Raw genomic sequence first — 25,277 nt, forward strand, 5'->3', positions numbered from 1 at the left:
GCGGGGTCTGGGGCGCAGCCCCAGGAAACGGCGAAAGGGAGGGACCGGGGCGAGCTCAATACCCGTACCCCTGCGGCGGAGTCGGCGGCGGCGGCGCCTGCCCGTCGCCGTCGCCCTGCCGCTGCTGCGGCACCCACACCCCACCCGGCGGGGTGTCCATGTCGTACTGCCCGTACTGCCCGTACTGCTGACCCTGCTGCTGGCCGTACTGCTGCGGATAAGCACCGTGCTGCCCATACGCGTCATACGGTTGCTCGTACCCCGGCGTCGGCTGCACGCCGGCCCCGGCCCCGATGTACGGATCGGAGTACGCCGGGTACTGCTCCTGACCCTGGCCGTAGTCGTAACCGCCGCCGCCGAACACGGAAGCCGCGTCCCCGACGGCCGGGAACGCCGCCGTGTCACCGGGCCCCGCCGCCAGGGGCCCCGGCCCCGCCGGGCCGGGCACCGCGTGCTCGTCGGTCGGCTGCTGAGGCACCGTCGGCATCATGGTCGTCGCCGCCCCCGCCTCCGCCGCCGTCAGCCGCTTGCGGCCGGCGCCCGGGGTGCCGGGGGCGGGAGGCGCGTCGGAAGCGGCCGGGGCCGCGGCCGCGCCGCGCTCGGGCCGGCCGCGCCGGCGCCCGCCGCGGGAGCCGGAACGAGAGGCGGAACGGGAACCGGAAGCGGCCGGCCCGGCCTCGTCCCGGCCCTTGCGCCGCAGCGCCCAGCCCGCCGAGAAGCCGCGCCGGAACGACAGCGTGACGTAGACCTGGCCGATCGCGAACGCCACGGCGCCGACGGCGATGACGGCCACGGACGGGATGGCGACGCCGGCCACCACCCCGAGGAAGCCGGTGAACGCGAGCAGCCGCCATCGCAGTCGGGCCTTGTACTGAAACAGCACTTCGCCGAGCAGCCACAGCCCGACGACGCCGAACGCGATGTAGAGGACCGTCCAGCCCATGAATCGCCCCTCCAGTCCGGCCGCCGCGACCGGCGGGCCGTCAGGACCGCTGGTGCAGTCCCAGGTTCTCGTAGATTTCCAAGGTGGCCGTGGAGTGGTTCAGGGTAATGAAGTGCAGCCCCGGAGTCTCCTCGGCCATCAACCGGGCACACAGCTCCGTCGCGTACTCGATCCCGATCGAGCGTACAGCCGCCGGATCGTCCTCCACCGCGCGGATCCGCTCCGCGAGGTCCTCGGGGAAGGCGGCGTTGCTGAGCTGCGCGAACCGTTCGATCTGCCGGACGTTGGTGAGGGGCATGATCTCGGGGATGATCGGGGTCTCGCAGCCGGCGGCGTGGACGCGGTCGCGGAGCCGCAGGTAGTCGTCGGCGTGGAAGAACATCTGGGTGATGGCGAAGTCGGCGCCCGCCCGGCACTTGTCGACGAAGTGGCGGACGTCGGTGTCCCAGTCGGTGGAGCGCGGGTGCATCTCGGGGAAGGCCGCGACACCCACGCAGAAGTCGCCGGACTCCTTGATGAGCCGCACCAGTTCGACGGCGTAGTGCAACCCCTGGGGGTGACGCACCCACTCCCCGGTGGGGTCGCCGGGCGGGTCGCCGCGCAGGGCGAGCATGTTGCGGATGCCGACGTCCGCGTACTGGCCGATGACGTTGCGCAGTTCGGCCACGGAGTGGTTGACGGCGGTGAGGTGGGCGACGGGGGTGAGGGTGGTGTCGGTCGCGATGCGCTCGGTCGCCCGTACGGTGCCCTCGCGGGAGGAACCGCCGGCGCCGTAGGTCACGGAGACGAAGGTCGGCGCGACCGCTTCGATCCGCCGGATGGCGTTCCAGAGCGTCCGCTCCCCCTTCTCGGTCCTCGGGGCCGCGAATTCGAAGGAGTACGAACGCTCGCCGGACGCGAGCAGGTCACGCACGGTGCGGGCGTGATCCGTCCTGGTGGAGGCAGTGCCTAGGGCCATACCGGTCAAGTTAACCAGCGCGGCGACGATCTTCCCAAGCGGTGTCCACGATCTGGCCGTTTCCCGGCCCCGGGTGTCCGGTACACCCTTCTCCGGACCATCCCCAAACACCGACTTTTCGGATTTTCCCGGACCGGCGAGCAGGATTCCGGATTCCCGTCCGGACGAATTCCCGTCCGCTCTTCGAAGAAAATACCCCGCGGGAATGACTCATGAAGCCGCATCCGTTTTGCCTTCGTTTCACGGCCGACGAATTCCGCCCCACCGACCGGCGCACCGGCCACACCGCACTCCCGATTCGGCCATGATTATCTGACTTGAACCGCGATGAATCGTTTTGGCATGCCTAGTATGGCCATACGCCCTGCGGCCGAACGGGACACCGACCCGCTGTCGGGGCGCCTCTCCCCAGGGCAGCGCGGCCGGCCGAACGGATTTCGGGGCGGAAAGGGTACTCCCATCAAAGGAGACGTCATGAAGAAGACGTACGAAGCTCCCACCCTCGTCAAGCGCGGCACCTTCCGGGCCAAGACCGGCCTGCTCCGGACCCACGGCAACGACCGTCTGGTCCTCAGCAAGAACTGACGGCGGCCGGAGACAGAGGGCTGAATGCCTACGCCTCGCGAGGCGGGGGGAGCGGGCCCGGGCGCCGCGTCCTTCGTGGTCCTTCCGGACTGCGACGACGCGCTCACCGCGGCCCGCTCCCTCATCCGCCGGAACCCCCAGGACACCCAGGACACCCAGGACACCCGGGAAACCCGGGAAACCCGGACCATCCCCCACCCCTCCGGCCGGCCCTGGATCGCCGGCCACTGGCACGACGAGGACGTCATCGCGGCGCGGACCGGCCGGGCCGCCCTGGCGGTGATCGGCTGCTGCCCCGTCCGGCCCGAGGAGCTCCGCCGGCGGGCGGACGCGCTGCGCGACCTCACCGCCCTGGACGCCCTGGCCCGCGCCCTGCCCGGCAGCTTCCACCTGGTGGCCGCGCTGGACGGCGCCCTCCGCGTCCAGGGCACGGCGTCCGGCCTGCGGCCCGTCTTCCGGGCCACCGTCGGCGGCGTCGAGGTGGCCGCGAGCGACGCCCTGCCGCTCGCCCGCGCCCTGGGCTCCGCGCCCGACGAGGAGGAGTTGGCCGTACGGCTGCTGTGGCCGGTCCCGTACCCCCTCTTCACCACCTCCCTCTGGCGGGGCGTCACCGCCGTCCCCGCCGAGGACGCCCTGTACGTGTCCCGCGACGGGCGTTCGGCCCGCCACTCCCGGTGGTGGACGCCGCCCGAGCCGGTGCGCTCGATGACCGGCGGCGCGCCCCTCGTCCGGCAGGCCCTCCTCGACGCCGTGGCGGCCCGCACCCACCGGGGCTCCACGGTCAGCTGCGACCTGTCCGGCGGACTGGACTCCACCTCCGTCTGCTTCCTGGCCGCGGCGTCCTCGGCCCGGGTCGTCGCGAGCACCTGGCCGGGGCGCGATCCCGCCGACAGCGACCTGGCCTGGGCCCGGCGCGCCGCGCGCCGGCTCCCGGACGTCGAGCACGTGGTGTGGGACGCGGACGAGTCCCCGCTCGTCTACACCGACCTGCTGGACATCGACGAGCCGATGGACGAGCCGACCATCGGCGTCATGGACCGGGCCCGGGCGCTGCACCACCTGCCGGAGCTGGCCCGCCGCGGCAGCTCGGTGCATCTGACGGGCATCGGCGGCGACCACGTGGCCTGGTGTTCGGAGGGCTACTACCACCGGCTGCTGCGGAGGCGCCCGTGGTTCGCGGTGCGGCGGCTGCGCGGCTTCCGCACCCTCTACCAGTGGCCGCTCGCGCCGACCGTGCGCACCCTCGCGGACTCCCGCCCCTACGGCCGCTGGCTGGCCGGCACGGCGGCGCGGCTGCGCGATCCGCTCCCGCCCGGCGTGGAGGGGGCACTGGGCTGGGGCACCGCGCCCCGGCTGTTCCCCTGGGTCACCCCCGAGGCCGCCGAAGCCGCCCGGCGGGCCCTGCTGCGGGCCGCCGCGACCGCCGAGCCGCTGCACCCCGACCGCGGGCTCCACCAGGACCTGGAGCAGATCCGGATCTGCACCCGGATCGTCCGCCAGTGGGACCTGATGGCCGCCAGGGCGGGGCTGCCGATGGCGTCGCCGTTCTTCGACGACCGGGTGATCGAGGCGTGCCTGGCCGTCGACCCGCGCGACCGCGTCACCCCCTGGGCGTACAAGCCGCTGCTGGCGGCGGCGATGCGCGGGATCGTCCCGGACGCCTGCCTGGCCCGCACCGACAAGGCGCACGCCTCGATGGACGCCTCGAACGGGCTGCGGGAGCACCGGGGCGACCTGGTGAAGCTCTGGGAGGACTCGTCCCTGGCCCGGCTGGGGCTGGTCGACGCCGGCGCCCTGACCGCCCTCGCCCAGCGGCCCGCCACGCCCGGCCTGGGCGACGCGATCCTCTACTCCACGATCGGCTGCGAGGTGTGGCTCCGGACCCTCACCCGCTGACCGGCCCACCGGATCGACCGCGGACGACGGCGTCCGCAGGACAGGAAGGGAAGGCTCCATGGCACTGCGGTTCGCCCCGGACGTCGCCACCGCGGAGACCGAGTACGGCACGGTCCTGCTCGACCAGCGCAAGGGCCGCTACTGGGAGCTCAATCCCACCGGCACCCTCGTCGTCCGCACGCTGCTGGACGGCGGCGGGGAGGCGGACGCGGTGGAGGCGCTCGTCGGCGCGTTCACCGTGGACCGGGAGCGGGCCGCCGCGGACGTCGCCGCGCTGGTCGCGCTGTTGCGGGACGCGGGGCTGGCGGCATGACCACGCCCAGCGCCCTGGTCCGGCCGTCGGACGTGCCGTTCCGCCGGCGGCTGGCCGCCCGGCTCGCCCTGGCCGTCGCCTTCCCGCTCGTCCTGCTGCCGCCCCACCGGCTCCGCGCGGTCCTCGCCGTGCTCCGCCGGGGCGCCGTCCCCGCCTCGTACGAGCAGTCCCGCGCGGCGCGGCGGGCGGTGTGCGCGGCCAGCCTGTACTGCGCGGGGCCGCGCGGCTGCCTGCCGCGCTCGATCGGCACGGCCCTGCTGTGCCGGTTCGGCGGCTGCTGGCCGACGTGGTGCACGGGGGTGCGCAAGGTGCCGCCGTTCAGCGCGCACGCCTGGGTGGAGGCGGAGGGGCGGCCGGTGGACGAGGGGGTTCCGGACGACTACTTCAGCCGGCTGCTCGCCGTGGCCCCCGCCTCGGCGCCCCGGAAGCGACCGCCGCCATGACGCCGGCCGGGACCGGGCGGCGGCGCGGGCCGGGTGCGGTCCGCACGGTGTACCGGCTCACCGCCGGCCACCGCCCGGCGCTGGCCACCGCCATCGTCCTCACCCTGGTGGGGTCGGCGCTGGGGCTGGCGCAGCCGCTGCTCGCGCAGCGGATCGTGGACGCGAGCGCGGGCGGCCGGCCGCTGTGGCCGCTGCTGTTCCTGGCCGCGCTGTTCGTGGCCGAGGCCGGCACGGCGGCGGTGGGCCGCTTCCTCCAGGAGCGGATGGGCGAGGGCGTCGTCCGCGGGCTGCGCCACCGTCTGGTCGGCCGGCTGCTGCGGCTGGAGATGCGGGAGTACGAGCACCACCGGACCGGCGACCTCGTCTCCCGGGTCACCGTCGACACCACCGTGCTGCGCGAGGTCCTCTCCCGGGCGCTGGTGGACCTGGTCACCGGTTCGCTGGCGTCGGCGGGGGCGGTGGCGCTGATGCTCTGGCTCGACCCGCTGCTGCTGCTCCTGGTCACCCTCACGGTGGCGGCGGCGGCCGCGGTGGTGATGTGCGTCCTCGCCGGGCTCCGTACGGCCTCGGAGCGGACCCAGCACGCCGTCGGCGCCGTCGCGGCCGAACTCGAACGGGCCCTGGGCGCCGTGCCGATGGTCCGGGCACACCGGGCGGAGCGGCGGGAGGCCGCCAGGATCGGGGAGCGGGTGGACGCGGCGTACGGCGCCGGGGTGCGCACCGCGCGGCTGGCGGCGGTGATGAGTCCGGCGGTCGAACTGGCCGTGCACGGCTCGTTCCTGCTCGTCCTGGTGATCGGCGGGCTGCGGGTGGACGGGCGCACGCACAGCCTCGGCGACCTGGTCGCCTTCCTGCTGTACGCCAGTTATCTGGTGGTGCCGCTGTCGTCGGTGTTCCATGCGGCGGGGCTGGTACAGCGGGGTGTGGGGGCGCTCGGGCGGGTGGAGGAGGCGCTCGCGCTTCCGGTGGAACCGGCGGGGGCGGAAGCGGTGGGTACGGAAGGAGCGGAAGGAGCGGAGGGGGAGGCGGCGGCCCCGGAACCGGCCCCACCCGTACTCTCCCCCGCCCCTTTTCCCCCACCCGTCCTGGCCCTGGAGGACGTCCGGTTCGGCTACCGCCCCGGCCGGCCGGTGCTGCGCGGGATCTCGCTGGAGGTGCCGCCGCACCGGCAGGTCGCGCTGGTGGGCAGGTCGGGGGCGGGGAAGAGCACGGTCTTCGCGCTGGCCGCCCGCTTCTACGAACCGGACGCCGGCCGGCTGCTGTTCGACGGCCGCCCGGCCACCCGGATGACCCGCGCCGAGTGCCGGGCGCGCATCGCCGTCGTCGACCAGAACACCCACGTCGTCCACGGCTCCCTGTGGGACAACATCACCTACGCGGCGCCGGGGGCGAGCCGGGCCGAGGTGCGGCGGGTGGTCGGACTCGCCCGGCTGGACGAGGTGGTGGACCGGCTGCCGGGCGGGCTCGACGGGCCGGTCGGCGAGCGGGGCGCCACGCTCTCGGGCGGCGAGCGCCAGCGGGTCGCCCTGGCCCGGGCGCTGCTCACGCGCCCCGCGCTGCTGTTGCTGGACGAGCCGACGTCCCAGCTCGACGCGGTCAACGAGCTGGCGCTGGGGCGGGTGATGCGCGAGATCACCGAGGAGTGCGCGCTGCTGGTGATCGCCCACCGGCTGTCCACCGTGCAGAACGCCGACCGCATCGTCGTCCTGCAGGAGGGCCGGGCCGTCGCCTCCGGCCGGCACGAGGACCTGCTGTCCGGCTGTGCCGCCTACCGCGAGCTGGCGGCGGCACAGATGCTGCGGACGGGCTGAGGCGGGGTCAGCCGCCGAGCTGGGGCAGGCCGGGCAGCTTGGCACCGCCGCTCTGCCGCGTGAAGGTCTCCTTCGGCCCGCCCTCCCAGAAGACGACCATGGAGGTGGCGTCGGACTTCTCGATGAGTCCCCTCGTGCGCTTGTCGCCGCCGTCCGAGCACTTGAGCGTGAGGGACTTCCCGCTGAGGGTGCCGGAGCAGGTGCGCTTGCCGCCGTCGGACGCCAGGGCCGCCTGCCCGGCGACGATCGTCAGGGCGACCGGTCCCTCGGCGGACTGCGCCAGGTAGGCGCCCCCGGGAGAGCCGATGAGCTTGTCCTCGGACCCATCGCCCTTCGCGCCCCCGCCGTCCTGGCCCGAAGCGGCGGACTGTCCCGCCGACTGCTCCGGCTTGGCGTCGGCCTTCTTGCCGTCCTTGTCGTCGCTCCCGCTGGAGCACCCCGTCATCAGCACAGCGGCGATGAGCGCCGCCCCCGTGATCTGTGCCGCCTTGCGCACTGCCCGTTCTCCTTCGTCGTGTTCCACGTCACACCGCCCATTGGACGCGAACACGACAACCTACCGGAGGATCAGTCGCGTTCCCGGATCCGGCGGGCCAGGCGGGCCGCGGCGGCACCGGGGTCGTCGGCCTCGGTGAGGGCGCGGACGACGACGACACGCCGGGCCCCGGCGTCCAGGACCTCGTCCAGGTTGCTCTCGTCGATGCCGCCGATGGCGAACCAGGGCCGCTCGGGCCGCAGCGCGGCGGTGTGCCGCACCAGGGACAGGCCGGGCGCGGAGCGGCCGGGCTTGGTGGGGGTGGGCCAGCAGGGGCCGGTGCAGAAGTAGTCCACGCCCGGTTCGCGCATCGCCGCCTCGGCCTCCGCCTCGCTGTGCGTGGAGCGGCCGATCAGCACGTCGTCGCCGAGGATGGCGCGCGCGGCGGGCACGGGAAGGTCGCCCTGGCCCAGGTGCAGGACGTCGGAGCGGATCGCGTGGGCCACGTCGGCGCGGTCGTTCACCGCGAGCAGCCGGCCGTGCCGGCGGGCGGCGTCGGCCAGGACGGCCAGGTGCTCCAGCTCCTCACCGGCCTCCATGCCCTTGTCACGGAGCTGCACGACGTCCACACCGCCGGCGAGGACCGCGTCCAGGAACTCCGGCAGGTCGCCCTGGCGCTTGCGGGCGTCGGTGCACAGGTACAGCCGGGCGCCGGTCAGAGCCGCACGGGCCGTCGGGGCGTACGGGAGCGTACGGGCGGTGGCGGACATCGGGTTGTTCCCCCCGGGGTCGGCGGTGCGCGGACGGGACGGGCCCGCCCGCGCACCGCGGGCTGTTCACTGCGGAACGGTCAGACGGCGAGCGCCTGGGCGCGCCGCTTCACCTCCGTGCCGCGATTCTCCCGCAGCGCCTGCGCGGGCGTGCCCGGCAGGGTGGGGTCCGGAGTGAACAGCCACTCCAGCATCTCCTCGTCGGTGAACCCGTCGTCCTTGAGCAGCGTCAAGGTCCCGGCCAGGCCCTTCACCACCTTGCCCTCGCCGATGAAGGCGGCGGGCACCTGGAGCACCCGGTTCTCCCCGCGGCGCACGGCGATCAGCTGGCCCTCCTTCACCAACTGCCGTACGCGCGTCACCTCCACGTCGAGCATCTCGGCGATGTCGGGGAGGGTGAGCCACTCGGAAACGAGGGCATCGGTCTTCGTGTCAATCTCGGTCACGGGACAAGCGTGCCATCCTGCGGGGGGAGTCGGTACCCGGGGACACCCGAGGGTGTGTCCCGCGGCAACGCGGCTTCGCCGCGACAAGGGGGTCCGGGGGCTTGCCCCCAGGAATCGGCGAAGGGGAGGGACCGGGGCACACCTCACCCCACCGCCGCCTTCAGCGGCACCGCCGGATCGGCCACCCGCCCCCGGTCCACCACCGCGCCCCGCTCGATCAGCTTCCGCCCCTGCGCCAGATCCCGCGGCCGCCCCACCGCCAGCACCGCCACCAGCACCCCGCCCCGCAGCCAGCACACGGTCCACGCCGCCCCCGCCGGATCCCCCCGCCACACCAGCTCGTCAGCGGCCGCGTGATGCCCCGCGTACTGCACGAACCGCCCGAACTGCTCGGACCAGAAGTACGGCACCGGGTCGTAGACCGGCCCCTCGGCCGGCCCGTGCACGATGTTCGCGGCGACGGTCTTCGGCCCCTGCAGGGCGTTGTCCCAGTGGTGGACGAGGAGCCGTTCGCCGTACCGCGCGGAGGGGAAGGAGGCGCAGTCCCCGACCGCGTACACGTCCGGGACGGACGTCCGCAGCCGGTCGTCGGTGACGACGGACCGGTCCGCCGCGAGCTCGACGCCCGAGCCGGCGAGCCAGCCGGTGGCGGGCCGCGCGCCGATGCCGACGACGACGGCGTCGGCGGTCAGCCGGGTGCCGTCGGCCAGCAGCACGGCGCCCGGCTCCAGGGCGGCCACCCGGGCGCCGGTGAGCAGCCGGGCGCCGCTCTGCTCGTACCAGCCGGCCATGTGCGCGGCGACCTCGGCGGGCAGCGCGCCGGCGAGCGGGCGGTCGGCGGCCTCGACGACGGTCACCCGGCAGCCGGCCTCGCGGGCGGCGGTGGCGAACTCGGCGCCGATCCAGCCGGCGCCGACGGCGACCACGTCGCCCTTCCGCTCCAGCAGTGGCCGCAGCCGCTCCGCGTCGTCCAGGGTGCGCAGCAGGTGGACGCCGTGCAGGTCCTCGGCGCCGGGCAGCCGGACCGGCTCGGCGCCGGTGGCCACCACCAGGACGTCGTACGGGACGGGCCCGCGCGGCGTGTCCACCTCGTGGTCGGCGGCGCGCAGCCCGGTGACCTCCAGGCCGAGTGCGAGCTCGATGTCCAGGGAGGCGAAGTCGACCTCGAACGCGGACCCGTCCGCCTTGCCGAGCAGCACCGACTTGGACAGCGGAGGCCGGTCGTAGGGCGGGTGGGGTTCGGCGCCCAGCAGGGTGATCGTGCCCTCCCAGCCCTGTTCGCGGAGGGCGACGGCGGTCTGCACGCCGGCCATGCCGGCGCCGGCGACGACGACGCGCCGCCGCGCCGTGCCTCCCGCCGGCTCGTCGGGGGCCGTACCACTGCGGGTGTTCGTCTGCTCACTCACCCGATCACTGTAGGCGGGCGGACGAGGTCCGCCGGAGCACCGTGCGGCGAGACCTCCGACACAACACCCCCGCGCCGCGCGCCCCCAGGGCGGTGCCCGCCGCCTTCCGCCGCGTTCGCGGCCCGTACTAGGGTGGCCGGTGCACAAGCACTCGCGGGAGCCCGGACGGACCGGGCTGAGAGGGAGGCTGGACGGCCTCCGACCGTACGAACCTGATCCGGGTCATGCCGGCGAAGGGAGGGGCTGGACGCCCATGCACGCGTCTCTGCGCACCGGACCGTACGACGTCCTGGTGGCCGGCGGCGGGATCATCGGCCTGGTGACCGCCTGGCGGGCCGCCCAGCGGGGCCTGCGGACCGCCGTCGCCGACCCGGCGCCCGGCGGCGGGGCCGCCCTGGTGGCCGCCGGGATGCTGGCCGCCGTCACCGAACTGCACTACGGCGAGCAGGCGCTGCTCGCCCTCAACCTGGCCTCGGCCCGCCGCTACCCCGCGTTCACGGCCGAGCTGGAGGAGGCGAGCGGCCGGGACACCGGCTACCGCGCCTGCGGCACCCTCGCCGTGGCCCTCGACGCCGACGACCGCGCCCACCTGCGCGAACTCGGCGCGTTCCAGCGGCGCTGCGGGCTGGAGGCGGAGTGGCTGACCGGCCGCGAGTGCCGCCGTCTGGAGCCGATGCTCGCCCCGGGCGTCCAGGGCGGCCTGCGGGTGGACGGCGACCACCAGACCGACCCCCGGCGGCTGGCCGCCGCCCTGCTGACCGCCTGCGAACGCGCCGGGGTGACCCTGCACCGCGCGGCCGTCACCCGGGTGCTGCTCGACGGCGACCGGGCCGCGGGCGCCGAACTCGCCGACGGACAGCGGATCGCCGCCGGCCAGACCGTCCTGGCGGCCGGCAGCCACAGCGGACGGATGGCCGGGCTGCCCGACGCCGTCCTGCCACCGGTCCGCCCGGTGAAGGGCCAGACCCTGCGGCTGCGCGTCCCCGAGGCGTACCGGCCGTTCCTCTCCCGCACCGTCCGGGCGGTCGTCCGCGGCAATCCCGTCTACCTGGTGCCCCGGGAGAACGGCGAGCTGGTGATCGGCGCGACCACCGAGGAGCTCGGCTGGGACACCACCGTCACCGCCGGCGGCGTCTACGAACTGCTGCGCGACGCGCACGAGCTGGTGCCCGGCCTCACCGAACTGCCGCTCGCCGAGACCTCCGCCGGGCTGCGCCCCGGTTCCCCCGACAACGCGCCCCTCCTCGGCCCGACCGACCTGCCGGGCCTGCACCTGGCCACCGGCCACCACCGCAACGGCGTCCTGCTGACCCCGCTCACCGGGGACGTCATGGCCGAGGTGCTCACCACCGGGCGGCTGCCCGAGGAGGCCCGCCCGTTCACCCCCCGCCGGTTCGCCGCACCCGGCGCCGCCCCTTCCGCCCTCGCCCAGGAGCCCTCCGCATGACCGACGTCCACACCATCCACGTCAACGGCGAGCGGCGCGCCGTCCCGCCCGGGACCACCCTCGCCGCCCTCGTCACCGGCCTCACCGGCCGCCCCGGCTCCCCGGGCGGCGTGGCCGCCGCCGTCAACGAGGCCGTCGTCCCGCGCGGCAGCTGGGCGGACACGCCCCTGCGCGACGGCGACCGCGTCGAGGTCCTCACCGCGGTGCAGGGAGGCTGACGTGGCGGACGACGTGCTCACCATCGCCGGCACCCCGTTCGCCTCCCGCCTGATCATGGGAACGGGCGGGGCGCCCAGCCTCGACGTCCTGGAACGGGCCCTGCTCGCCTCCGGCACCGAACTGACCACCGTCGCGATGCGCCGCCTCGACCCGGCGGTCCGCGGCTCGGTCCTCTCGGTCCTGGAGCGGCACGGCATCCGGGTGCTGCCCAACACCGCCGGCTGCTTCACCGCCGGCGAGGCCGTCCTCACCGCCCGGCTGGCCCGCGAGGCGCTGGGCACCGACTGGGTGAAGCTGGAGGTCATCGCCGACGAGCGCACCCTGCTCCCCGACCCGATCGAACTGCTCGACGCGGCGGAGATCCTCGTCGACGACGGCTTCACCGTCCTCCCCTACACCAACGACGACCCGGTCCTCGCCCGCCGCCTGGAAGACGTCGGCTGCGCCGCGATCATGCCCCTCGGCTCCCCCATCGGCTCCGGCCTCGGCATCCGCAACCCGCACAACTTCCAGCTCATCACCGAGCGGGCCAAGGTCCCCGTCATCCTGGACGCGGGCGCCGGCACGGCCTCGGACGCGGCCCTCGCCATGGAGCTGGGGTGCGCGGCCGTGATGCTCGCGTCGGCGGTGACGCGGGCCCAGGAGCCGGTGCTGATGGCGGAGGCGATGCGGCACGCGGTCGAGGCGGGGCGCCTCGCACACCGGGCGGGCCGCATCCCGCGCCGGCACTTCGCGGAGGCGTCGTCGCCGACGGCGGGCCTGGCGGTCCTGGATCCGGAGCGGCCGGCTTTCAGCGCGCGCTGAGGGGTGGTGCCCCGGTCCCGCCCTTTCACCGTTTCTTGCGGGGGCTCCGCCCCCGCACCCCCGAAGCGCGCTGCGCGCGCTGTCCTCAAACGCCGGACGGGCTGATTTCAGCCCGTCCGGCGTTTGAGGACGAGCGGCGAAGCCGCGATAAGGGGGTCTGGGGCGCAGCCCCAGGAACCGGCGAAGGGGCGGGACCGGGGCACACACCACCGTCCGGCCCCACAACCGCACAGCTCACCGCCGATCACTCGTAGACTCGTCAACCGTGGATACGACCCTGCCGGACCCCCTCGTCGACCAGCTGCTCGACGGCCGCTACCGCATTCAGGCGCGGGTAGCCGCAGGCGGCATGGCCACGGTGTACCGGGCGCTGGACACCCGGCTCGACCGGGTGCTCGCCGTGAAGGTGATGCACCCGGCCCTCGCCGCGGACAAGGTCTTCGTCGAACGCTTCATCCGGGAGGCCAAGTCCGCGGCCCGCCTGGACCACCCGAACGTGGTGAGCGTCTACGACCAGGGGACGGACGGCGGATACGTCTACCTCGCGATGGAGTACGTGGCCGGCTGCACCCTGCGGGACGTGCTGCGCGAGCGGGGCGCGCTCCAGCCGAGGGCGGCGCTGGACATCGTGGAACCGGTGCTGGCCGCGCTGGGCGCCGCCCACCGCGCGGGCCTGGTGCACCGGGACATGAAGCCGGAGAACGTGCTGATCGGCGACGACGGCCGGGTCAAGGTCGCCGACTTCGGCCTGGCGCGCACCGTGGGTACCAACAGCGCCACCAACACCGGCTCCATCCTGGGCACCGTCTCCTATCTGGCCCCCGAGCAGATCGAGCACGGCACGGCGGACACCCGCACCGACGTCTACGCCTGCGGCGTCGTCCTCTACGAGATGCTCACCGGCGTCAAGCCGCACAGCGGCGCCAGCCCGGCCCAGGTCCTCTACCAGCACCTGCACCGGGACGTGCCGCCCCCGTCGCAGGAGGTCCCGGGGCTGGCCCCGGAGCTGGACGACCTGGTGACGGTGGCCACAGCCCGCGATCCCGAGCTGCGCCCGTCGGACGCGGTCGGCATGCTGGGCCTGGTGCGGGCCGCCCGCGCCACGCTGACCCGCGAGCAGCTGGACGCCCGTCCGCCGCTGGCCGCGGGCCCGGCCGTGGCGGGCGACGACGAGGAGGCGACGAGCGTCCTGCCGCGCCCGGTCACCGCGCAGCCGCTGCCCCCGGCGGAGACCCCCGAGCCGGACCCGATGGACATGACGGCGCGGTTCGACGGCCCGCCCGAGCCCCCGCCGCCGCCCGCTCCCCCGGCCCGCCCCCGGCGGTTCGCCGCCCTGCGGCGCCGGCCGCGGCGCGCGGTGCTGATCGTGGCCGGCGTGCTGCTGGCCCTGCTGGCCGGCACGGGCGTCTGGTACATCAACGCGGGCCAGTTCACCTCCGTCCCCGCCGTACTGGACCTCACCCAGGCGCAGGCGGAGAAGAAGCTGGGCAAGGCCGGGCTCAAGGTCCGCCTCCAGCCCGAGTTCAGCGACACCGTCGAGCGCGGCCATGTGATGTCCACCGACCCCAAGCCCGGCGAGCGCATCCGGAACACCGGCCGGGTGACCGTCGTCGTCTCCCGCGGCCCGGAGCGGGCCGAGGTCCCCAACGTCGTCGGCATGCGGCTGGACGACGCGAAGAAACGGATCACCCAGGCGGGCCTGACGGTCGGCGACGTCCGGACGCAGTTCAGCGACGAGACCCCGCAGGGCGAGGTGCTCTCCAGCGACCCCCGCGGCGGCGACGAGCGGCGCCCCGACTCCCCGGTGTCCCTGATCGTCAGCAAGGGCGAGCCGGTGGAGGTGCCGGACGTGTCCGGCCTGTCGCCCGACGACGCCCAGTCGCTGCTGAGCGACGCGGGCCTGCGGATCAAGGTCTCGGACGCGCAGGTGTACTCCGACCGGGAGAAGGGCGACGTCGCCGAGCAGTCCCCCGCCCGGGGCGTGCAGGTGGCCAAGGGCGACACCGTGACCGTCACCCTGTCCAAGGGCAAGGAGATGCTCACCGTCCCGGACGTCACCGGCCGCAGCGAGGCCGACGCCAAGCGGATCCTGACCTCCGCCGGCTTCCAGGTCCGGGTGGACCGGCCGTTCTTCTTCCCCAAGGACTCCGTGGACAGCCAGTCCGTCCGGGCCGGCGACAAGGCCGCCCGCGGCGACACGATCACCATCCGCCTCAAGGGAGCCCTGTGATGTCCGGGATGTCCGGTGCTGTGACGGCGGGCATACCCCGCAACCCCGTCGGCGGCCACATCCCGGTGGCCGGCGGCCTGGCCCGCACCGGCCTGCCGTACGCCCGCGAGATCGGCGCCGAGGCCGTACAGGTCTTCGTCGCCAACCCGCGCGGCTGGGCGACCCCGCCCGGCAGCCCGCGACAGGACGAGGAGTTCCGCGCGGGCTGCGCGGCGGCCGGGCTGCCGGTGTACGTCCACGCGCCCTACCTGATCAACTTCGGCTCCCACACGGAGGCGACCGCCGAACGCTCCGTGGACTCCCTCCGCCACTCCCTCCGCCGGGGCCGGCAGATCGGCGCCCGCGGCGTCGTCGTCCACACCGGCTCCGCCACCGGCGGCCGCCCGCGCGCCGAGGCCCTGTCCCAGGTGGGCGAACGCCTGCTCCCGCTCCTCGACGAGATGACGCACGACGACGACCCCCGCCTCCTCCTGGAGCCGACGGCCGGCCAGGGCGCGTCCCTCTGCTCCTGGATCGCCGACCTGGGCCCCTACTTCGACGTCCTCGACCGGCATCCGAAGCTCGGCGTCTGCCTCGACACGTGCCACTTGTTCGCGGCCGGCCATGACCTCGCCGCTCCCGGCGGGATGAAGGCGGCTCTCGACGAACTGGTCGCCGTGGTGGGGCCGGGGCGGCTCGGCCTGATCCACGCGAACGACTCGAAGGATGTGGCCGGGGCGCACAAGGATCGGCACGAGAACATCGGCTCGGGGCATATCGGGGCCGCCCCCTTCGCGGATCTGTTCTCCCACCCGGAGACGGCGGGGGTGCCGCTGACGATCGAGACGCCTGGGGGTGTTGCGGGGCATGCGGCGGATGTGGCGCGGCTGAAGGGCTTGCGGGGCTGACGCCCCGCGGGGGGGCGCCCCGGTCCCTCCCCCAGAGGGGGGACCCCCATTTCACCGTTTCTTGCGGGGGCAAGCCCCCGCGCCCCCGAAGCGCCCTGCGGGCGCTGTCCTCAAACGCCGGACGGGCTATATAGCCCGTCCGGCGTTTGAGGACAACCGCGCGGAGCGCGGTTTCAGGGGGTCCGGGGGGCTTGCCCCCGGGAATCGGCGAAGGGGTGGGACCGGGGCACCCTCACCGCGGCCAGCAACCGCCCCACCACCCCCACCCCATCCAACGTCAACACCGACTCCGGATGGAACTGCACCCCGGCGAACCCAGGCCCCCGCAACGCGTGCACCTCACGCGTCACAGCGTCCACCGCGACCTCCACCCCATGCGCCGCCAGCTCCCCCGCCACAACAGCGCCGCACCGCGCCGTGAACGTGTTGTAGAACCCCACCGTCTCCGGCACCCCGAAGAAGTCGATCCGCTCCTGCGCACCCTGGAAGGGCACCGCCTTCCGGACGATGTCCAGCCCCAGCTCCGCGGCGATGAGTTCATGCCCGAGGCAGACGCCGAGAAGCCCGTGCCGGTGGCCGGCGAGGAGGTCGGCGGTGAGCCCGCGCAGCAGCCGCATGCGCGGGTCGCCGGAAGCGGACGGGTCGCCGGGGCCGGGCCCCAGGACGACCGGGCCCTCGTGGGCGAGGGCCGCCTCGCGCAGGCCCGGCTCGTCGAAGCGCCGGACGGTGACGGCGAGCCCCGAGGCCCGGAGCAGATGGGCGAGCATCGCCGTGAACGTGTCCTCGGCGTCGACGACGAGCGCGTGCCCGGACGCCGTACCGGGCATCGCCCCGGACGGCTCCCGCATCCGCAGCCAGAACGGCGCCAGGTCCGCCCGCCGCGCGTCCAGCGCGGCCCGCACCCGCGGATCGTCGGCGAGCCGGACGGGAGCACCGGCGGCCGGGCGGCCGACGGGCGGCCGGACGCCGAGTGCCGCCAGGACGGCCGCCGCCTTCGCGTGCGTCTCGGCCACCTCGCCGCGCGGGTCGGAGTGCCGGACGAGGGTGGCGCCGACGGAGAGCCGCAGCCGGCCGCGCCGGTCGATGTCGGCGGTGCGGATGAGGATGGGCGAGTCCAGGGTCCGGGCGCCGCCGGCGTCGCGGCCGATGAGGGCGAGGGCGCCCGCGTAGTAGCCGCGCCCGCCGGCCTCGTGGCGGCGGATGACGCGGCAGGCGTTCTCCACCGGCGACCCGGTGACCGTCGCCGCGAACATCGTCTCCTTCAGCACCTCCCGCACGTCCAGCGACGACCGTCCCCGCAGCTCGTACTCGGTGTGCGCGAGGTGGGCCATCTCGCGCAGCCGCGGGCCGATCACCACGCCGCCCCGGTCGCCGACGGTGCACATCATCTTCAGCTCCTCGTCCACGACCATGGACAGCTCCTCCACCTCCTTGCGGTCGTGGAGGAAGGCGAGCAGCCCCTCGGCGGAGGGCCCCTCGGCGGGGTAGCGGTAAGTGCCGCTGATCGGGTTCATGACCACCGTGCCGCCGGACATCCGCACATGGACCTCGGGGCTCGCCCCGACGAGCGTCCGGTCGCCGGTGTGCACGACGTACGTCCAGTACGCGCCGCGCTCGCCGGACAGCAGCCGGCGGAAGAGGGCGAGCGCGTCGGCCGGCCCGAAGCCGTGCACCTCCCCCTCGAAGGTGCGGCGGACGACGAAGTCGGCCCCCTCGCCGCCGCCGATCTCGTCCCGGACGACCCGCTCGACGATCCGCGCGTACTCCTCGTCGCCGACGTCGAACGCGCCGCCCTCCACCCGCACCTCGTGCGCGGGCAGCGCGGCGAGGACGTCGGCGAGGGGCAGCTCGTACGTCTCCTCGGGGTGCAGGACGAGCAGGGGCGTCCCGTCGTCGTGGACCTCGAAGCCGCGCTCGCGCAGCTGCCGGAACGGGACGAGGGCCAGCGCGTCGTGCGCCGGGGCGCCCGGCGCGGGCGGCCCGTCCGGCAGCGCGATGTCCGCCAGCCGCGCGGCCTCGGCGACCGGGCCGGTGAGCAGTTCGACGGTGTCCCCGGCGAGTCCCGGGGTGCGGCGGTGGAGCAGGGCGAACGGCGGGTGGCCCGGGGCGGTGAGCCGGGCCAGAAGGGAGGGGAGAGTCGCGGTCGTGTCGGGCACGGGGGTTCCTTCCGGTGGGGGGAGAGGAACGGCCGGGCCCGAAAACGCCGAAGGCCGCCCCTCGGGCGGCCTCGCGTCGGTTGGGTACGCGCAGTCAGTGGGCCGCCGGATGAGCGGTCCACCACCAGTTCTGGTTGCTGTGCGCGTACATGCCGCGCACCTTACCCCAACGCTTGCCGGATGGCGGAGTCCTTCGTCTCAGAGTCCGGTCCTCCGGATGGACGGGCGCCCGCACCCCGTAATGTGGGGAGCGTGACCGTGAACGCTGAAATCCACGCCGGTGGCAACACCTGGCGCTCCCTGCCCGCGGCGCAGCAGCCTGATTGGCCGGACTCCGAGGCTCTGCGCGATGTGATCGCCGAGCTCGAGTCCTATCCGCCCCTGGTCTTCGCCGGTGAGTGCGACCAACTGCGTCAGCGTCTGGCCGCCGTGGCCCGGGGCGAGGCGTTCCTGCTCCAGGGCGGCGACTGCGCCGAGGCGTTCGACGCGGTCGGCGCGGACCAGATCCGCAACAAGCTCAAGACGCTGCTCCAGATGGGGGCGGTGCTCACGTACGCCGGTTCGGTGCCGGTCGTGAAGGTCGGCCGGATCGCCGGCCAGTACAGCAAGCCGCGTTCGAAGCCGACCGAGACCCGGGACGGCGTGACCCTGCCGACCTACCGGGGCGACTCGGTCAACGGCTTCGCCTTCACGCCGGAGGCCCGGACCCCGGACCCGCAGCGGCTGAAGCGGATGTACCAGGCGTCGGCGTCCACGCTGAACCTGGTGCGCGCCTTCACCACCGGCGGCTACGCGGACCTGCGCCAGGTGCACGCCTGGAACCAGGACTTCGTCCGCTCCTCGCCCTCCGGCCAGCGCTACGAGCAGCTGGCGCGCGAGATCGACCGGGCGATGAACTTCATGAACGCCTGCGGGGTGGACCCGGAGGAGTTCAGGACGGTCGAGTTCTACGCCTCCCACGAGGCGCTGATCCTGGACTACGAGTCGGCGCTGACCCGCGTCGACTCGCGGACCGGCCGGCTCTACGACGTGTCGGGCCACATGGTGTGGATCGGCGAGCGCACCCGGCAGTTGGACGGGGCGCACATCGAGTTCGCGTCGAAGATCCGCAACCCGATCGGCGTGAAGCTGGGTCCGACGACCACGCCCGAGGAGGCGCTGACCCTCATCGAGCGGCTGGACCCGGAGCGCGAGCCGGGCCGGCTGACGTTCATCACCCGGATGGGCGCGGACAAGATCCGCGACAAGCTGCCCACCCTGGTGGAGAAGGTCACGGCGTCCGGCGCCCAGGTGGTGTGGGTCTCCGACCCGATGCACGGCAACACCTTCGAGGCGGCCTCGGGCCACAAGACCCGCCGTTTCGACGACGTGCTGGACGAGGTCAAGGGCTTCTTCGAGGTCCACAAGGCGCTCGGCACCCACCCGGGCGGCATCCACGTCGAGCTCACCGGTGACGACGTCACCGAGTGCGTGGGCGGCGGCGACGAGATCTTCGTCGACGATCTCCACCAGCGGTACGAGACGGCCTGCGACCCGCGGCTCAACCGCAGTCAGTCGCTGGACCTGGCTTTCCTGGTCGCGGAAATGTACCGGGACCAGTAAGAGCCGCTGAGCCGGCATACGCGAGGGGCGCGGATCTGTGATCCGCGCCCCTCCGTGCTACCGCGCGTTGTCGCCGCCGGAGCGGGACGGGTAAGGTAAGGGTTACCTACCTTTTGGATCTTCCTTCGATCCCCTTCTTCCGGCGAGGCGGTGACCGCGTGTACGTCTGCTCGTGCTTCGGCATCACGGAGCAGCAGGTGCGTGAGCACGCGGAGAACGGCGCGTGCACGCCCCGGCAGATCGCGTCCGCGACCAAGGCCGGCACGGACTGCGGCAGCTGCGTACGGCGCGTCCAGGCCCTGCTCGGACGGGGCGCCTGCCCGCGGCGGGAGCTGGTGGACCGGGGCTCCCGGGACCCGCTGGGCGCGGAGGGGAACGGACCGGCGCCTTCCGTCCCGTCCGTTCCACCGCTGGCACCGCCCGTGACGCCGCCCATGACCCCACCCCTGGACGGAATCGCCCGCGCGGCCTAGCGGAGACCGGCCGTCGGCTCAGTGCGACGCCTCGCCGCTCGACTGCTCGATGTACTGCGCCAGGTACAGCGGCTCGCCCAGCTTCTCGATCAGCTCCAGCTGGGTGTCGAGGTAGTCGATGTGGTCCTCCTCGTCCGCGAGGATCGACTCGAAGATGTTGGCCGACGTGATGTCGCCCTTGGCCCGCATCACCTCCACCCCGCGCCGCAGCCGGTCGATGGCCTCCACCTCGACCTGCCGGTCGGCCTGGAACATCTCGGTGATCGTCTGCCCGACGCGGACGTGGAACAGCCGCTGGTAGTTGGGCAGCCCCTCCAGGAAGATGATCCGGTCCGTGAGGACCTCGGCGTGCCGCATCTCGTCGAACGACTCGGCCCGCGTGTGCTCCGCGATCTTGGTCCAGCCGTGGTGCTCCTGCATCTTCGCGTGCAGGAAGTACTGATTGATGGCGGTCAGCTCGCCCGTCAGCTGTTCGTTGAGGAATTCGATGATCTCCGGGTCGCCCTGCATCGCGCGGGCTCCTTCCCAAGCTCATACCGGCAGGATGCGCGCATCCTCGCACCGGCCCCCCGGACCGTCCAGTAAGTGCACACTTAGTGGGAGTTGTCCGGACAGCGGGCGGCCCCCGGTCATCGGCATCCGCCGGTGTCTGACACCATGGAGACATGGGTCAGTCGGGTCAGTCGGGTCAGTCGGAAAGCCGCGAGGGGGAACATCTCCAGCTGCCTCCGGGGCAGCGTCTCCAGCGTGGCTGGCCGGTGACCCACTACGGGCCCGTGCCGCGGTTCCGGCCGGAACGGTGGGAGTTCCGGGTCTTCGGCGCGACCGCCGACGGCGACAAGCACTGCTGGACGCACGAGGAGTTCTCGGCCCTGCCGTACACGACGGTGGTCGCGGACCTGCACTGCGTCACCAAGTACAGCGTCCTCGACGCCGAGTGGGGCGGTGTCGCCACCCGCACGATCCTCGAACTCGCCCCGCCCGCCCCCGACGTCACCCACGTCATGGTCTGGGCCGAGTACGGCTACAGCTCCAACCTGCGCCTCTCCGACTTCTCCTCCGACCGCTCGATTTTCGCCACGCACAAGGACGGCGAACTGCTGACCGCCGAGCACGGCTTCCCGGTCCGGCTGGCCGTCCCGCACCTCTACGCCTGGAAGGGACCGAAGTGGGTGCGGGGCGTGGAGTACATGACCGCGGACCGGCGGGGGTTCTGGGAGGAGCGCGGGTACCACAACGTGGGGGATCCGTGGCGGGAGCAGCGGTATTCGTACCAGGAGGTACCCGGCGACGGGCCTGAGCTCTAGGAGGCCCCTGCGGGGGGCTGTGCCCCGGCCCCACCCCTTCGCCGATTCCCGGGGGCAAGCCCCCGGACCCCCTTTCCGCGGCTCCGCCGCTCGTCCTCAAGCGCCGGACGGGCTGAAACAGCCCGTCCGGCGCTTGAGGACAGCGCGCGCAGCGCGCTTCGGGGGTGCGGGGGCGGAGCCCCCGCAAGAAACGGAGAAAGGGCGGGACCGGGGCACCCCCCGGCGTCAGCCGAAAAGCACCTTGACTTCCTCGTACCGCTCAGCGGAAACCGTCTTCAGACAAGCCGTCGCCTCCCCCAGAGGCACCCGCACGATCTCCGTCCCCCGCAACGCCACCATCCGCCCGAACGCCCCCTCCCGCACCGCGGCGATCGCGTGCAGCCCGAACCGCGTAGCCAGCCACCGGTCAAAAGCACTCGGCGTCCCACCCCGCTGGATGTGCCCGAGCACGGTCGTCCGCGCCTCCTTCCCGGTCCGCCGCTCGATCTCCTTGGCGAGCCACTCCCCCACCCCGGACAGCCGGACGTGCCCGAAGGAATCCAGCCCGACGGAGGCGTCCTTCAGCACCAGATCCCCGTCGACGGGCATGGCCCCCTCCGCCACCACCACGATCGGCGCGTAACTGGCCCGGAACCGCGAGGTGACCCACCCGCACACCTCGTCCAGGTCGAACCGCTGCTCGGGGATGAGGATGACGTTGGCGCCGCCAGCGAGGCCGGAGTGGAGGGCGATCCAGCCCGCGTGCCGGCCCATGACCTCGACGACCAGGACGCGCATGTGGGATTCGGCGGTGGTGTGCAGCCGGTCGATGGCCTCGGTGGCGATGTTGACGGCGGTGTCGAAGCCGAAGGTGTAGTCGGTGGCGGAGAGGTCGTTGTCGATGGTCTTGGGGACGCCGACGCACGGGATGCCGTGCTGTTCCCAGAGCCGGGCGGCGACGCCGAGGGTGTCCTCGCCGCCGATGGCGACGAGGGCGTCGACGCCGAGGGCGGCCAGGTTCTCGCGGATCCTGCGGACGCCGTCGCGCTCCTTGAAGGGGTTGGTCCGCGAGGAGCCGAGGACGGTCCCGCCGCGGGGCAGGATGCCGCGGACGGCCGGGATGTCGAGGGGGACGGCGGTGCCGGTGAGCGGCCCGCGCCAGCCGTCCCTGAAGCCGGTGAACTCGTACTGGTGGTCCTGGACGCCCTTGCGGACGACGGCCCTGATGACCGCGTTGAGCCCGGGGCAGTCGCCCCCGCCGGTCAGCACTCCGACGCGCATGACGCACACCTTCCCTCCAGCCGGGACGACCGCCCGGCCGCGGGAGACCGGTGGCTCAGGCGTCGTCGAGACCTCGCTCTATGGCGTAGCGGACGAGCTCCACCCGGTTGTGCAGCTGGAGCTTGCCCAAGGTGTTCTGCACATGGTTCTGCACCGTCCGGTGGGAAATAACCAGCCGTTCGGCGATCTGCTTGTAGGAGAGGCCCTTGGCGACGAGCCGGAGCACCTGGGTCTCGCGGTCGGTGAGCCGGGGCGCCTCCGGGGCGGAGGGCCCGGAGGCGGGCGCGGCGGGGGCGGGTTCGGCGGCGAGGCGCCGGTACTCGCCGAGGACGAGCCCGGCCAGGCCGGGGGTGAAGACGGGGTCGCCGGCGGCGGTGCTGCGGACGGCGGCGAGCAGTTCCTCGGTGCTGGCGGACTTGACCAGGTAGCCGGTGGCGCCGGACTTCACGGCCTCCAGGACGTCGGCGTGCTCGCCGCTCGCGGAGAGGACGAGGACGCGCAGCGCGGGGTTCTCGCCGACGAGTTCCTTGCAGACGGCGGCGCCGGGCAGGCCGGGCAGGTTGAGGTCGAGGACGAGGACGTCGGGGGCGGCGGCGCGGGCGCGGCGGACGGCCTGGGGGCCGTCGCCCGCGGTGGCGACCACGTCGAATCCGGCGGCGGCGAGGTCCCGGGCGACGGCGTCGCGCCACATCGGGTGGTCGTCGACCACCATCACCTTCACGGCCTGTTCCGCGGCGACCGTCATCACACCTCACTCTTTCGCAGGACACGTGGGACCGTCAGTTCGACCTCCGTGCCCTGGCCGGGCACCGAGACCAGTTCCGCCGTGCCCCCGAGGTCGCGGAGGCGCCCGCGGATGGACAGGGCGACGCCCATCCGCCCCTCCCGCTCCGCGTCGGCCAGCCGGCCCTCGGGGATGCCGGGTCCGTCGTCGCGCACGCTGACGATCACCTGGCCGGGTTCGTCCTCGACGAGGATCCAGGCCCGGGCGTCCTCGCCCGCGTGCCGTTCGACGTTGTCGAGGGCGGCGCCGACGGCGGCGGCGAGCTCGGCGGCGGCGGCCGACTCCAGCAGGACGGGGGTGCCGGGCGCGGAGAAGGTCACCGCGGGGCCGGCGTAGGGGGCGAGGAGGGCCCGCAGGTCGCAGGGGCCCTCGGGCGGGCGGGAGGCGGGGACGGGCAGGGGCTCGGCCGGGGCGTCGGCGGGCCGGGCCCCCGAGGCCCCCTGCGACCGGCGCGGCGGCACCAGGCCGCCGGCGACCAGGGTGCGCAGCGCGATCTCCTGTTCACCTGCCATCCGGCCGAGCTCGGCGGCCTCGCCGCCGAGGGCGGCGCCGCGGCGCTGGACCATGGCCAGCACCTGGAGGACGCTGTCGTGGATGTCCCGGGCCAGCCGTTCGCGCTCGCGGTTGGCCGCCTCGATCCGCAGGGCCCGGGCGAGGGTGCGCTCGCTGACTCGGGCGACCTCGACGACGTAGCCGATGGCGATGCTGGCGACCCAGACCAGCAGGACGTCGTGGAGGGTGTCGCGGGGCAGCCCCTCGCGTTCGACGGCGTTGGCGAGGGCGACGAGGGTGGCGGCGCCGGCCGCCCACCGCCAGCCGCCCTTGATGGCGCAGCCGAGGACCGCGCCGGCGGTCCAGACGGACGGGAGGGTGGCGGCGCCGTCCTCGATCCGGAACCGGGTGTCCAGCACGCCGGTGAGCAGGATGCCGCTCAGCGCGACGGCGAGGTCGGCGACGAGGAAGCGCCGGGTACAGCGTTCGGCGGAGGAGACGCGGTTCCAGGTGAGCAGCGTCCACAGGGTGAGTACGCCCATGTAGAGCGCGGCACCGAGCGGGTGGGCGTACTCGTGGTACGCCGGGACGAAGAGGACGAGCGCGTAGCAGAGGGTGACGATCCGGTACCCGGTGAGCGCCCGCCACAGCGGCAGCTCCACCGACATGCGTACCGGGCCGCCCGAACGCCCCGTACCCCCGCCGCCCGTCATCCCCCGCCCGCTCTCCTCGTCCGGCCCCGCTACTCGCTCCGGTGCCGCTTCCGCTTCTCCGCCGGCTGGTCGAGACCGGCGGCCTTGGCGGCCTTCTCGGCCTCCTTCTCCTCCTCGGCCTTCTTCTTCGCGGCCTCGGCGATCTGCCGCTTGGCGGCCGTCGCGTAGATGTCCACGTACTCCTGGCCGGAGAGCTTCATGATCTCGTACATGACCTCGTCGGTCACCGAGCGGAGGATGAAGCGGTCGCCGTCCATGCCGTGGTAGCGGCTGAAGTCCAGCGGCTTGCCGATCCGGATGCCGGGCCGCATCAGCTTGGGCATCACCTTGCCGGGCGGCTGGATCTTCTCCGTGTCGATCATCGCGACGGGCAGCACCGGCGCCCCGGTGGCCAGCGCCACCCGGGCCAGGCCGCCCGGCTTGCCCCGGTAGAGGCGGCCGTCGGGGGACCGGGTGCCCTCGGGGTAGATGCCGAAGAGCTCACCGCGCTCCAGCACCTCGATGCCGCTCTTGATGGCCGCCTCGCCCGCGCCGCGGGCGCCGGAGCGGTCCACCGGGAGCTGGCCGACGCCCTTGAAGAAGGCGGCCGTCAGCTTCCCCTTGACCCCGGGGGAGGTGAAGTACTCCTGCTTCGCGATGAACGTGATCTTCCGGGGCAGCACCGCGGGAAGGAAGAAGGAGTCCGAGAACGACAGGTGGTTGCTCGCGAGGATCGCGGGCCCCTCGGCGGGCACGTTCTCCAAACCCTCCACCCAGGGCCGGAAGGCAAGCTTCAGCGACCCGCCGATGGACAGCTTCATAGCGCCGTAGAACAACCGAGAACCTCCTGTGTGTGACGAGGAGACCTTAACCCGCCT

The 25,277-nt window shown here is 73.9% G+C and carries 26 protein-coding genes and 1 riboswitch; of the genes, 13 read left to right on the forward strand and 13 right to left on the reverse strand.

Annotated features, from left to right (window positions below; genetic code table 11):
- Positions 1-55: 55 nt before the first annotated feature.
- Both ACH4PU_RS24700 and metF read right to left on the reverse strand, forming a co-directional pair.
- Positions 56-943, reverse strand: a complete 888-nt coding sequence (locus ACH4PU_RS24700) for a hypothetical protein (RefSeq protein ID WP_398275950.1) — start codon at positions 941-943, stop codon at positions 56-58.
- 40 nt (positions 944-983) lie between these two features.
- Positions 984-1,901, reverse strand: coding sequence for a methylenetetrahydrofolate reductase [NAD(P)H] (metF, locus tag ACH4PU_RS24705; RefSeq protein WP_398275953.1), 918 nt, complete (start codon positions 1,899-1,901; stop codon positions 984-986).
- A gap of 474 nt (positions 1,902-2,375) precedes the next feature.
- Between metF and ACH4PU_RS24710 the strand changes: the two genes are divergently transcribed.
- Genes ACH4PU_RS24710 through ACH4PU_RS24730 form a run of 5 tightly spaced genes read left to right on the forward strand, consistent with a single transcriptional unit; the run spans position 2,376 to position 6,949 of the window.
- Positions 2,376-2,486, forward strand: a complete 111-nt coding sequence (locus ACH4PU_RS24710) for a keywimysin-related RiPP (RefSeq protein ID WP_398275956.1) — start codon at positions 2,376-2,378, stop codon at positions 2,484-2,486.
- Between the two features lie 24 nt (positions 2,487-2,510).
- Positions 2,511-4,382, forward strand: coding sequence for a lasso peptide isopeptide bond-forming cyclase (locus tag ACH4PU_RS24715; protein ID WP_398275959.1), 1,872 nt, complete (start codon positions 2,511-2,513; stop codon positions 4,380-4,382).
- Positions 4,383-4,440: 58 nt separating this feature from the next.
- Positions 4,441-4,695 (forward strand): lasso peptide biosynthesis PqqD family chaperone, encoded by a 255-nt coding sequence (locus tag ACH4PU_RS24720; RefSeq protein WP_398275962.1) that lies wholly within the window; start codon positions 4,441-4,443, stop codon positions 4,693-4,695.
- Positions 4,692-5,138, forward strand: a complete 447-nt coding sequence (locus tag ACH4PU_RS24725) for a lasso peptide biosynthesis B2 protein (RefSeq protein WP_398275965.1) — start codon at positions 4,692-4,694, stop codon at positions 5,136-5,138. Before ACH4PU_RS24720 ends, ACH4PU_RS24725 begins: the two co-directional genes overlap by 4 nt.
- On the forward strand, positions 5,135-6,949 hold the full coding sequence (locus ACH4PU_RS24730; protein WP_398275968.1) for an ABC transporter ATP-binding protein: 1,815 nt from the start codon (positions 5,135-5,137) through the stop codon (positions 6,947-6,949). The genes ACH4PU_RS24725 and ACH4PU_RS24730 overlap by 4 nt, the downstream gene beginning before the upstream one ends.
- Positions 6,950-6,956: 7 nt before the next feature.
- On the opposite strand, the gene ACH4PU_RS24735 is transcribed toward ACH4PU_RS24730, so the two are convergent.
- From ACH4PU_RS24735 to ACH4PU_RS24750, 4 genes are all read right to left on the reverse strand, one after another.
- Positions 6,957-7,445 carry a hypothetical protein gene (locus tag ACH4PU_RS24735; protein ID WP_398275971.1) on the reverse strand — a complete coding sequence of 163 codons (489 nt, stop codon included), beginning with the start codon at positions 7,443-7,445 and terminating at the stop codon, positions 6,957-6,959.
- A gap of 71 nt (positions 7,446-7,516) precedes the next feature.
- Positions 7,517-8,194 (reverse strand): thiamine phosphate synthase, encoded by a 678-nt coding sequence (gene thiE, locus ACH4PU_RS24740; RefSeq protein WP_398275974.1) that lies wholly within the window; start codon positions 8,192-8,194, stop codon positions 7,517-7,519.
- An 80-nt stretch (positions 8,195-8,274) separates the two neighbouring features.
- Positions 8,275-8,640 carry a helix-turn-helix domain-containing protein gene (locus tag ACH4PU_RS24745; RefSeq protein WP_185945224.1) on the reverse strand — a complete coding sequence of 122 codons (366 nt, stop codon included), beginning with the start codon at positions 8,638-8,640 and terminating at the stop codon, positions 8,275-8,277.
- Positions 8,641-8,783: 143 nt separating this feature from the next.
- Entirely contained in the window at positions 8,784-10,046 is a 1,263-nt protein-coding gene (locus ACH4PU_RS24750; protein ID WP_398275977.1) for an NAD(P)/FAD-dependent oxidoreductase, read from the reverse strand.
- A 143-nt stretch (positions 10,047-10,189) separates the two neighbouring features.
- Positions 10,190-10,302: riboswitch (TPP riboswitch) on the forward strand.
- Between ACH4PU_RS24750 and thiO the strand changes: the two genes are divergently transcribed.
- From thiO to ACH4PU_RS24775, 5 genes are all read left to right on the forward strand, one after another.
- Positions 10,300-11,493 (forward strand): glycine oxidase ThiO, encoded by a 1,194-nt coding sequence (gene thiO / locus ACH4PU_RS24755; protein WP_398275980.1) that lies wholly within the window; start codon positions 10,300-10,302, stop codon positions 11,491-11,493. Its footprint overlaps the riboswitch before it by 3 nt.
- A complete protein-coding gene (gene thiS / locus ACH4PU_RS24760; protein ID WP_398275983.1) occupies positions 11,490-11,711 on the forward strand; it encodes a sulfur carrier protein ThiS in 222 nt (73 codons plus the stop codon). The genes thiO and thiS overlap by 4 nt, the downstream gene beginning before the upstream one ends.
- Position 11,712: 1 nt before the next feature.
- The gene (locus ACH4PU_RS24765) at positions 11,713-12,516 is read left to right on the forward strand and encodes a thiazole synthase (RefSeq protein WP_398275986.1); all 804 of its coding nucleotides are present in this window, start codon (positions 11,713-11,715) and stop codon (positions 12,514-12,516) included.
- Positions 12,517-12,781: 265 nt separating this feature from the next.
- Entirely contained in the window at positions 12,782-14,746 is a 1,965-nt protein-coding gene (gene pknB, locus ACH4PU_RS24770) for a Stk1 family PASTA domain-containing Ser/Thr kinase (RefSeq protein ID WP_398275989.1), read from the forward strand.
- 8 nt (positions 14,747-14,754) lie between these two features.
- Entirely contained in the window at positions 14,755-15,633 is an 879-nt protein-coding gene (locus ACH4PU_RS24775) for a deoxyribonuclease IV (protein ID WP_398276295.1), read from the forward strand.
- Positions 15,634-15,806: 173 nt separating this feature from the next.
- Here the strand turns inward: ACH4PU_RS24775 and ACH4PU_RS24780 are convergent, their stop codons facing one another.
- Both ACH4PU_RS24780 and ACH4PU_RS24785 read right to left on the reverse strand, forming a co-directional pair.
- The gene (locus ACH4PU_RS24780) at positions 15,807-17,789 is read right to left on the reverse strand and encodes an anthranilate synthase family protein (protein ID WP_398275992.1); all 1,983 of its coding nucleotides are present in this window, start codon (positions 17,787-17,789) and stop codon (positions 15,807-15,809) included.
- 94 nt (positions 17,790-17,883) lie between these two features.
- Positions 17,884-17,940, reverse strand: a complete 57-nt coding sequence (locus tag ACH4PU_RS24785) for a trp operon leader peptide (protein WP_223766914.1) — start codon at positions 17,938-17,940, stop codon at positions 17,884-17,886.
- Positions 17,941-18,041: 101 nt separating this feature from the next.
- On the opposite strand from ACH4PU_RS24785, the gene ACH4PU_RS24790 reads away from it, so the two are divergent.
- Together ACH4PU_RS24790 and ACH4PU_RS24795 are read left to right on the forward strand one after the other, a co-directional pair.
- Positions 18,042-19,391: a class II 3-deoxy-7-phosphoheptulonate synthase gene (locus tag ACH4PU_RS24790; protein WP_223766856.1), complete on the forward strand. Its 1,350-nt coding sequence runs from the start codon at positions 18,042-18,044 to the stop codon at positions 19,389-19,391.
- A gap of 158 nt (positions 19,392-19,549) precedes the next feature.
- Entirely contained in the window at positions 19,550-19,864 is a 315-nt protein-coding gene (locus tag ACH4PU_RS24795; RefSeq protein ID WP_398275995.1) for a bacterioferritin-associated ferredoxin, read from the forward strand.
- Between the two features lie 18 nt (positions 19,865-19,882).
- Here the strand turns inward: ACH4PU_RS24795 and bfr are convergent, their stop codons facing one another.
- Positions 19,883-20,374, reverse strand: a complete 492-nt coding sequence (gene bfr / locus ACH4PU_RS24800) for a bacterioferritin (protein WP_004949494.1) — start codon at positions 20,372-20,374, stop codon at positions 19,883-19,885.
- A gap of 155 nt (positions 20,375-20,529) precedes the next feature.
- Here bfr and ACH4PU_RS24805 point away from each other — a divergent pair, with 155 nt between their 5' ends.
- Positions 20,530-21,171, forward strand: a complete 642-nt coding sequence (locus ACH4PU_RS24805; protein WP_398275999.1) for a sulfite oxidase-like oxidoreductase — start codon at positions 20,530-20,532, stop codon at positions 21,169-21,171.
- 225 nt (positions 21,172-21,396) lie between these two features.
- Here the strand turns inward: ACH4PU_RS24805 and ACH4PU_RS24810 are convergent, their stop codons facing one another.
- Genes ACH4PU_RS24810 through ACH4PU_RS24825 form a run of 4 tightly spaced genes read right to left on the reverse strand, consistent with a single transcriptional unit; the run spans position 21,397 to position 25,220 of the window.
- Entirely contained in the window at positions 21,397-22,431 is a 1,035-nt protein-coding gene (locus tag ACH4PU_RS24810) for a 6-phosphofructokinase (RefSeq protein WP_398276002.1), read from the reverse strand.
- A 55-nt stretch (positions 22,432-22,486) separates the two neighbouring features.
- Positions 22,487-23,176: a response regulator gene (locus ACH4PU_RS24815; RefSeq protein WP_398276005.1), complete on the reverse strand. Its 690-nt coding sequence runs from the start codon at positions 23,174-23,176 to the stop codon at positions 22,487-22,489.
- The gene (gene macS, locus ACH4PU_RS24820) at positions 23,176-24,420 is read right to left on the reverse strand and encodes a MacS family sensor histidine kinase (protein ID WP_398276008.1); all 1,245 of its coding nucleotides are present in this window, start codon (positions 24,418-24,420) and stop codon (positions 23,176-23,178) included. Before macS ends, ACH4PU_RS24815 begins: the two co-directional genes overlap by 1 nt.
- 29 nt (positions 24,421-24,449) lie before the next feature.
- The gene (locus ACH4PU_RS24825; protein WP_398276300.1) at positions 24,450-25,220 is read right to left on the reverse strand and encodes a lysophospholipid acyltransferase family protein; all 771 of its coding nucleotides are present in this window, start codon (positions 25,218-25,220) and stop codon (positions 24,450-24,452) included.
- Positions 25,221-25,277 lie beyond the last annotated feature (57 nt).

It is taken from the genome of Streptomyces sp. NPDC021100 (assembly GCF_044333095.1).
Taxonomy (GTDB): Bacteria; Actinomycetota; Actinomycetes; order Streptomycetales; family Streptomycetaceae; genus Streptomyces.

Bases quoted from the DNA above. Each gene is read 5' to 3' on its own strand.
- ACH4PU_RS24700 (WP_398275950.1), bottom strand. From the start codon at position 943: ATGGGCTGGACGGTCCTCTACATCGCGTTCGGCGTCGTCGGGCTGTGG.
- metF (WP_398275953.1), bottom strand. From the start codon at position 1,901: ATGGCCCTAGGCACTGCCTCCACCAGGACGGATCACGCCCGCACCGTG.
- ACH4PU_RS24710 (WP_398275956.1), top strand. From the start codon at position 2,376: ATGAAGAAGACGTACGAAGCTCCCACCCTCGTCAAGCGCGGCACCTTC.
- ACH4PU_RS24715 (WP_398275959.1), top strand. From the start codon at position 2,511: ATGCCTACGCCTCGCGAGGCGGGGGGAGCGGGCCCGGGCGCCGCGTCC.
- ACH4PU_RS24720 (WP_398275962.1), top strand. From the start codon at position 4,441: ATGGCACTGCGGTTCGCCCCGGACGTCGCCACCGCGGAGACCGAGTAC.
- ACH4PU_RS24725 (WP_398275965.1), top strand. From the start codon at position 4,692: ATGACCACGCCCAGCGCCCTGGTCCGGCCGTCGGACGTGCCGTTCCGC.
- ACH4PU_RS24730 (WP_398275968.1), top strand. From the start codon at position 5,135: ATGACGCCGGCCGGGACCGGGCGGCGGCGCGGGCCGGGTGCGGTCCGC.
- thiE (WP_398275974.1), bottom strand. From the start codon at position 8,194: ATGTCCGCCACCGCCCGTACGCTCCCGTACGCCCCGACGGCCCGTGCG.
- thiO (WP_398275980.1), top strand. From the start codon at position 10,300: ATGCACGCGTCTCTGCGCACCGGACCGTACGACGTCCTGGTGGCCGGC.
- thiS (WP_398275983.1), top strand. From the start codon at position 11,490: ATGACCGACGTCCACACCATCCACGTCAACGGCGAGCGGCGCGCCGTC.
- ACH4PU_RS24775 (WP_398276295.1), top strand. From the start codon at position 14,755: ATGTCCGGTGCTGTGACGGCGGGCATACCCCGCAACCCCGTCGGCGGC.
- bfr (WP_004949494.1), bottom strand. From the start codon at position 20,374: ATGCAGGGCGACCCGGAGATCATCGAATTCCTCAACGAACAGCTGACG.
- ACH4PU_RS24805 (WP_398275999.1), top strand. From the start codon at position 20,530: ATGGGTCAGTCGGGTCAGTCGGGTCAGTCGGAAAGCCGCGAGGGGGAA.
- ACH4PU_RS24810 (WP_398276002.1), bottom strand. From the start codon at position 22,431: ATGCGCGTCGGAGTGCTGACCGGCGGGGGCGACTGCCCCGGGCTCAAC.
- ACH4PU_RS24815 (WP_398276005.1), bottom strand. From the start codon at position 23,176: ATGACGGTCGCCGCGGAACAGGCCGTGAAGGTGATGGTGGTCGACGAC.
- macS (WP_398276008.1), bottom strand. From the start codon at position 24,420: ATGACGGGCGGCGGGGGTACGGGGCGTTCGGGCGGCCCGGTACGCATG.
- ACH4PU_RS24825 (WP_398276300.1), bottom strand. From the start codon at position 25,220: ATGAAGCTGTCCATCGGCGGGTCGCTGAAGCTTGCCTTCCGGCCCTGG.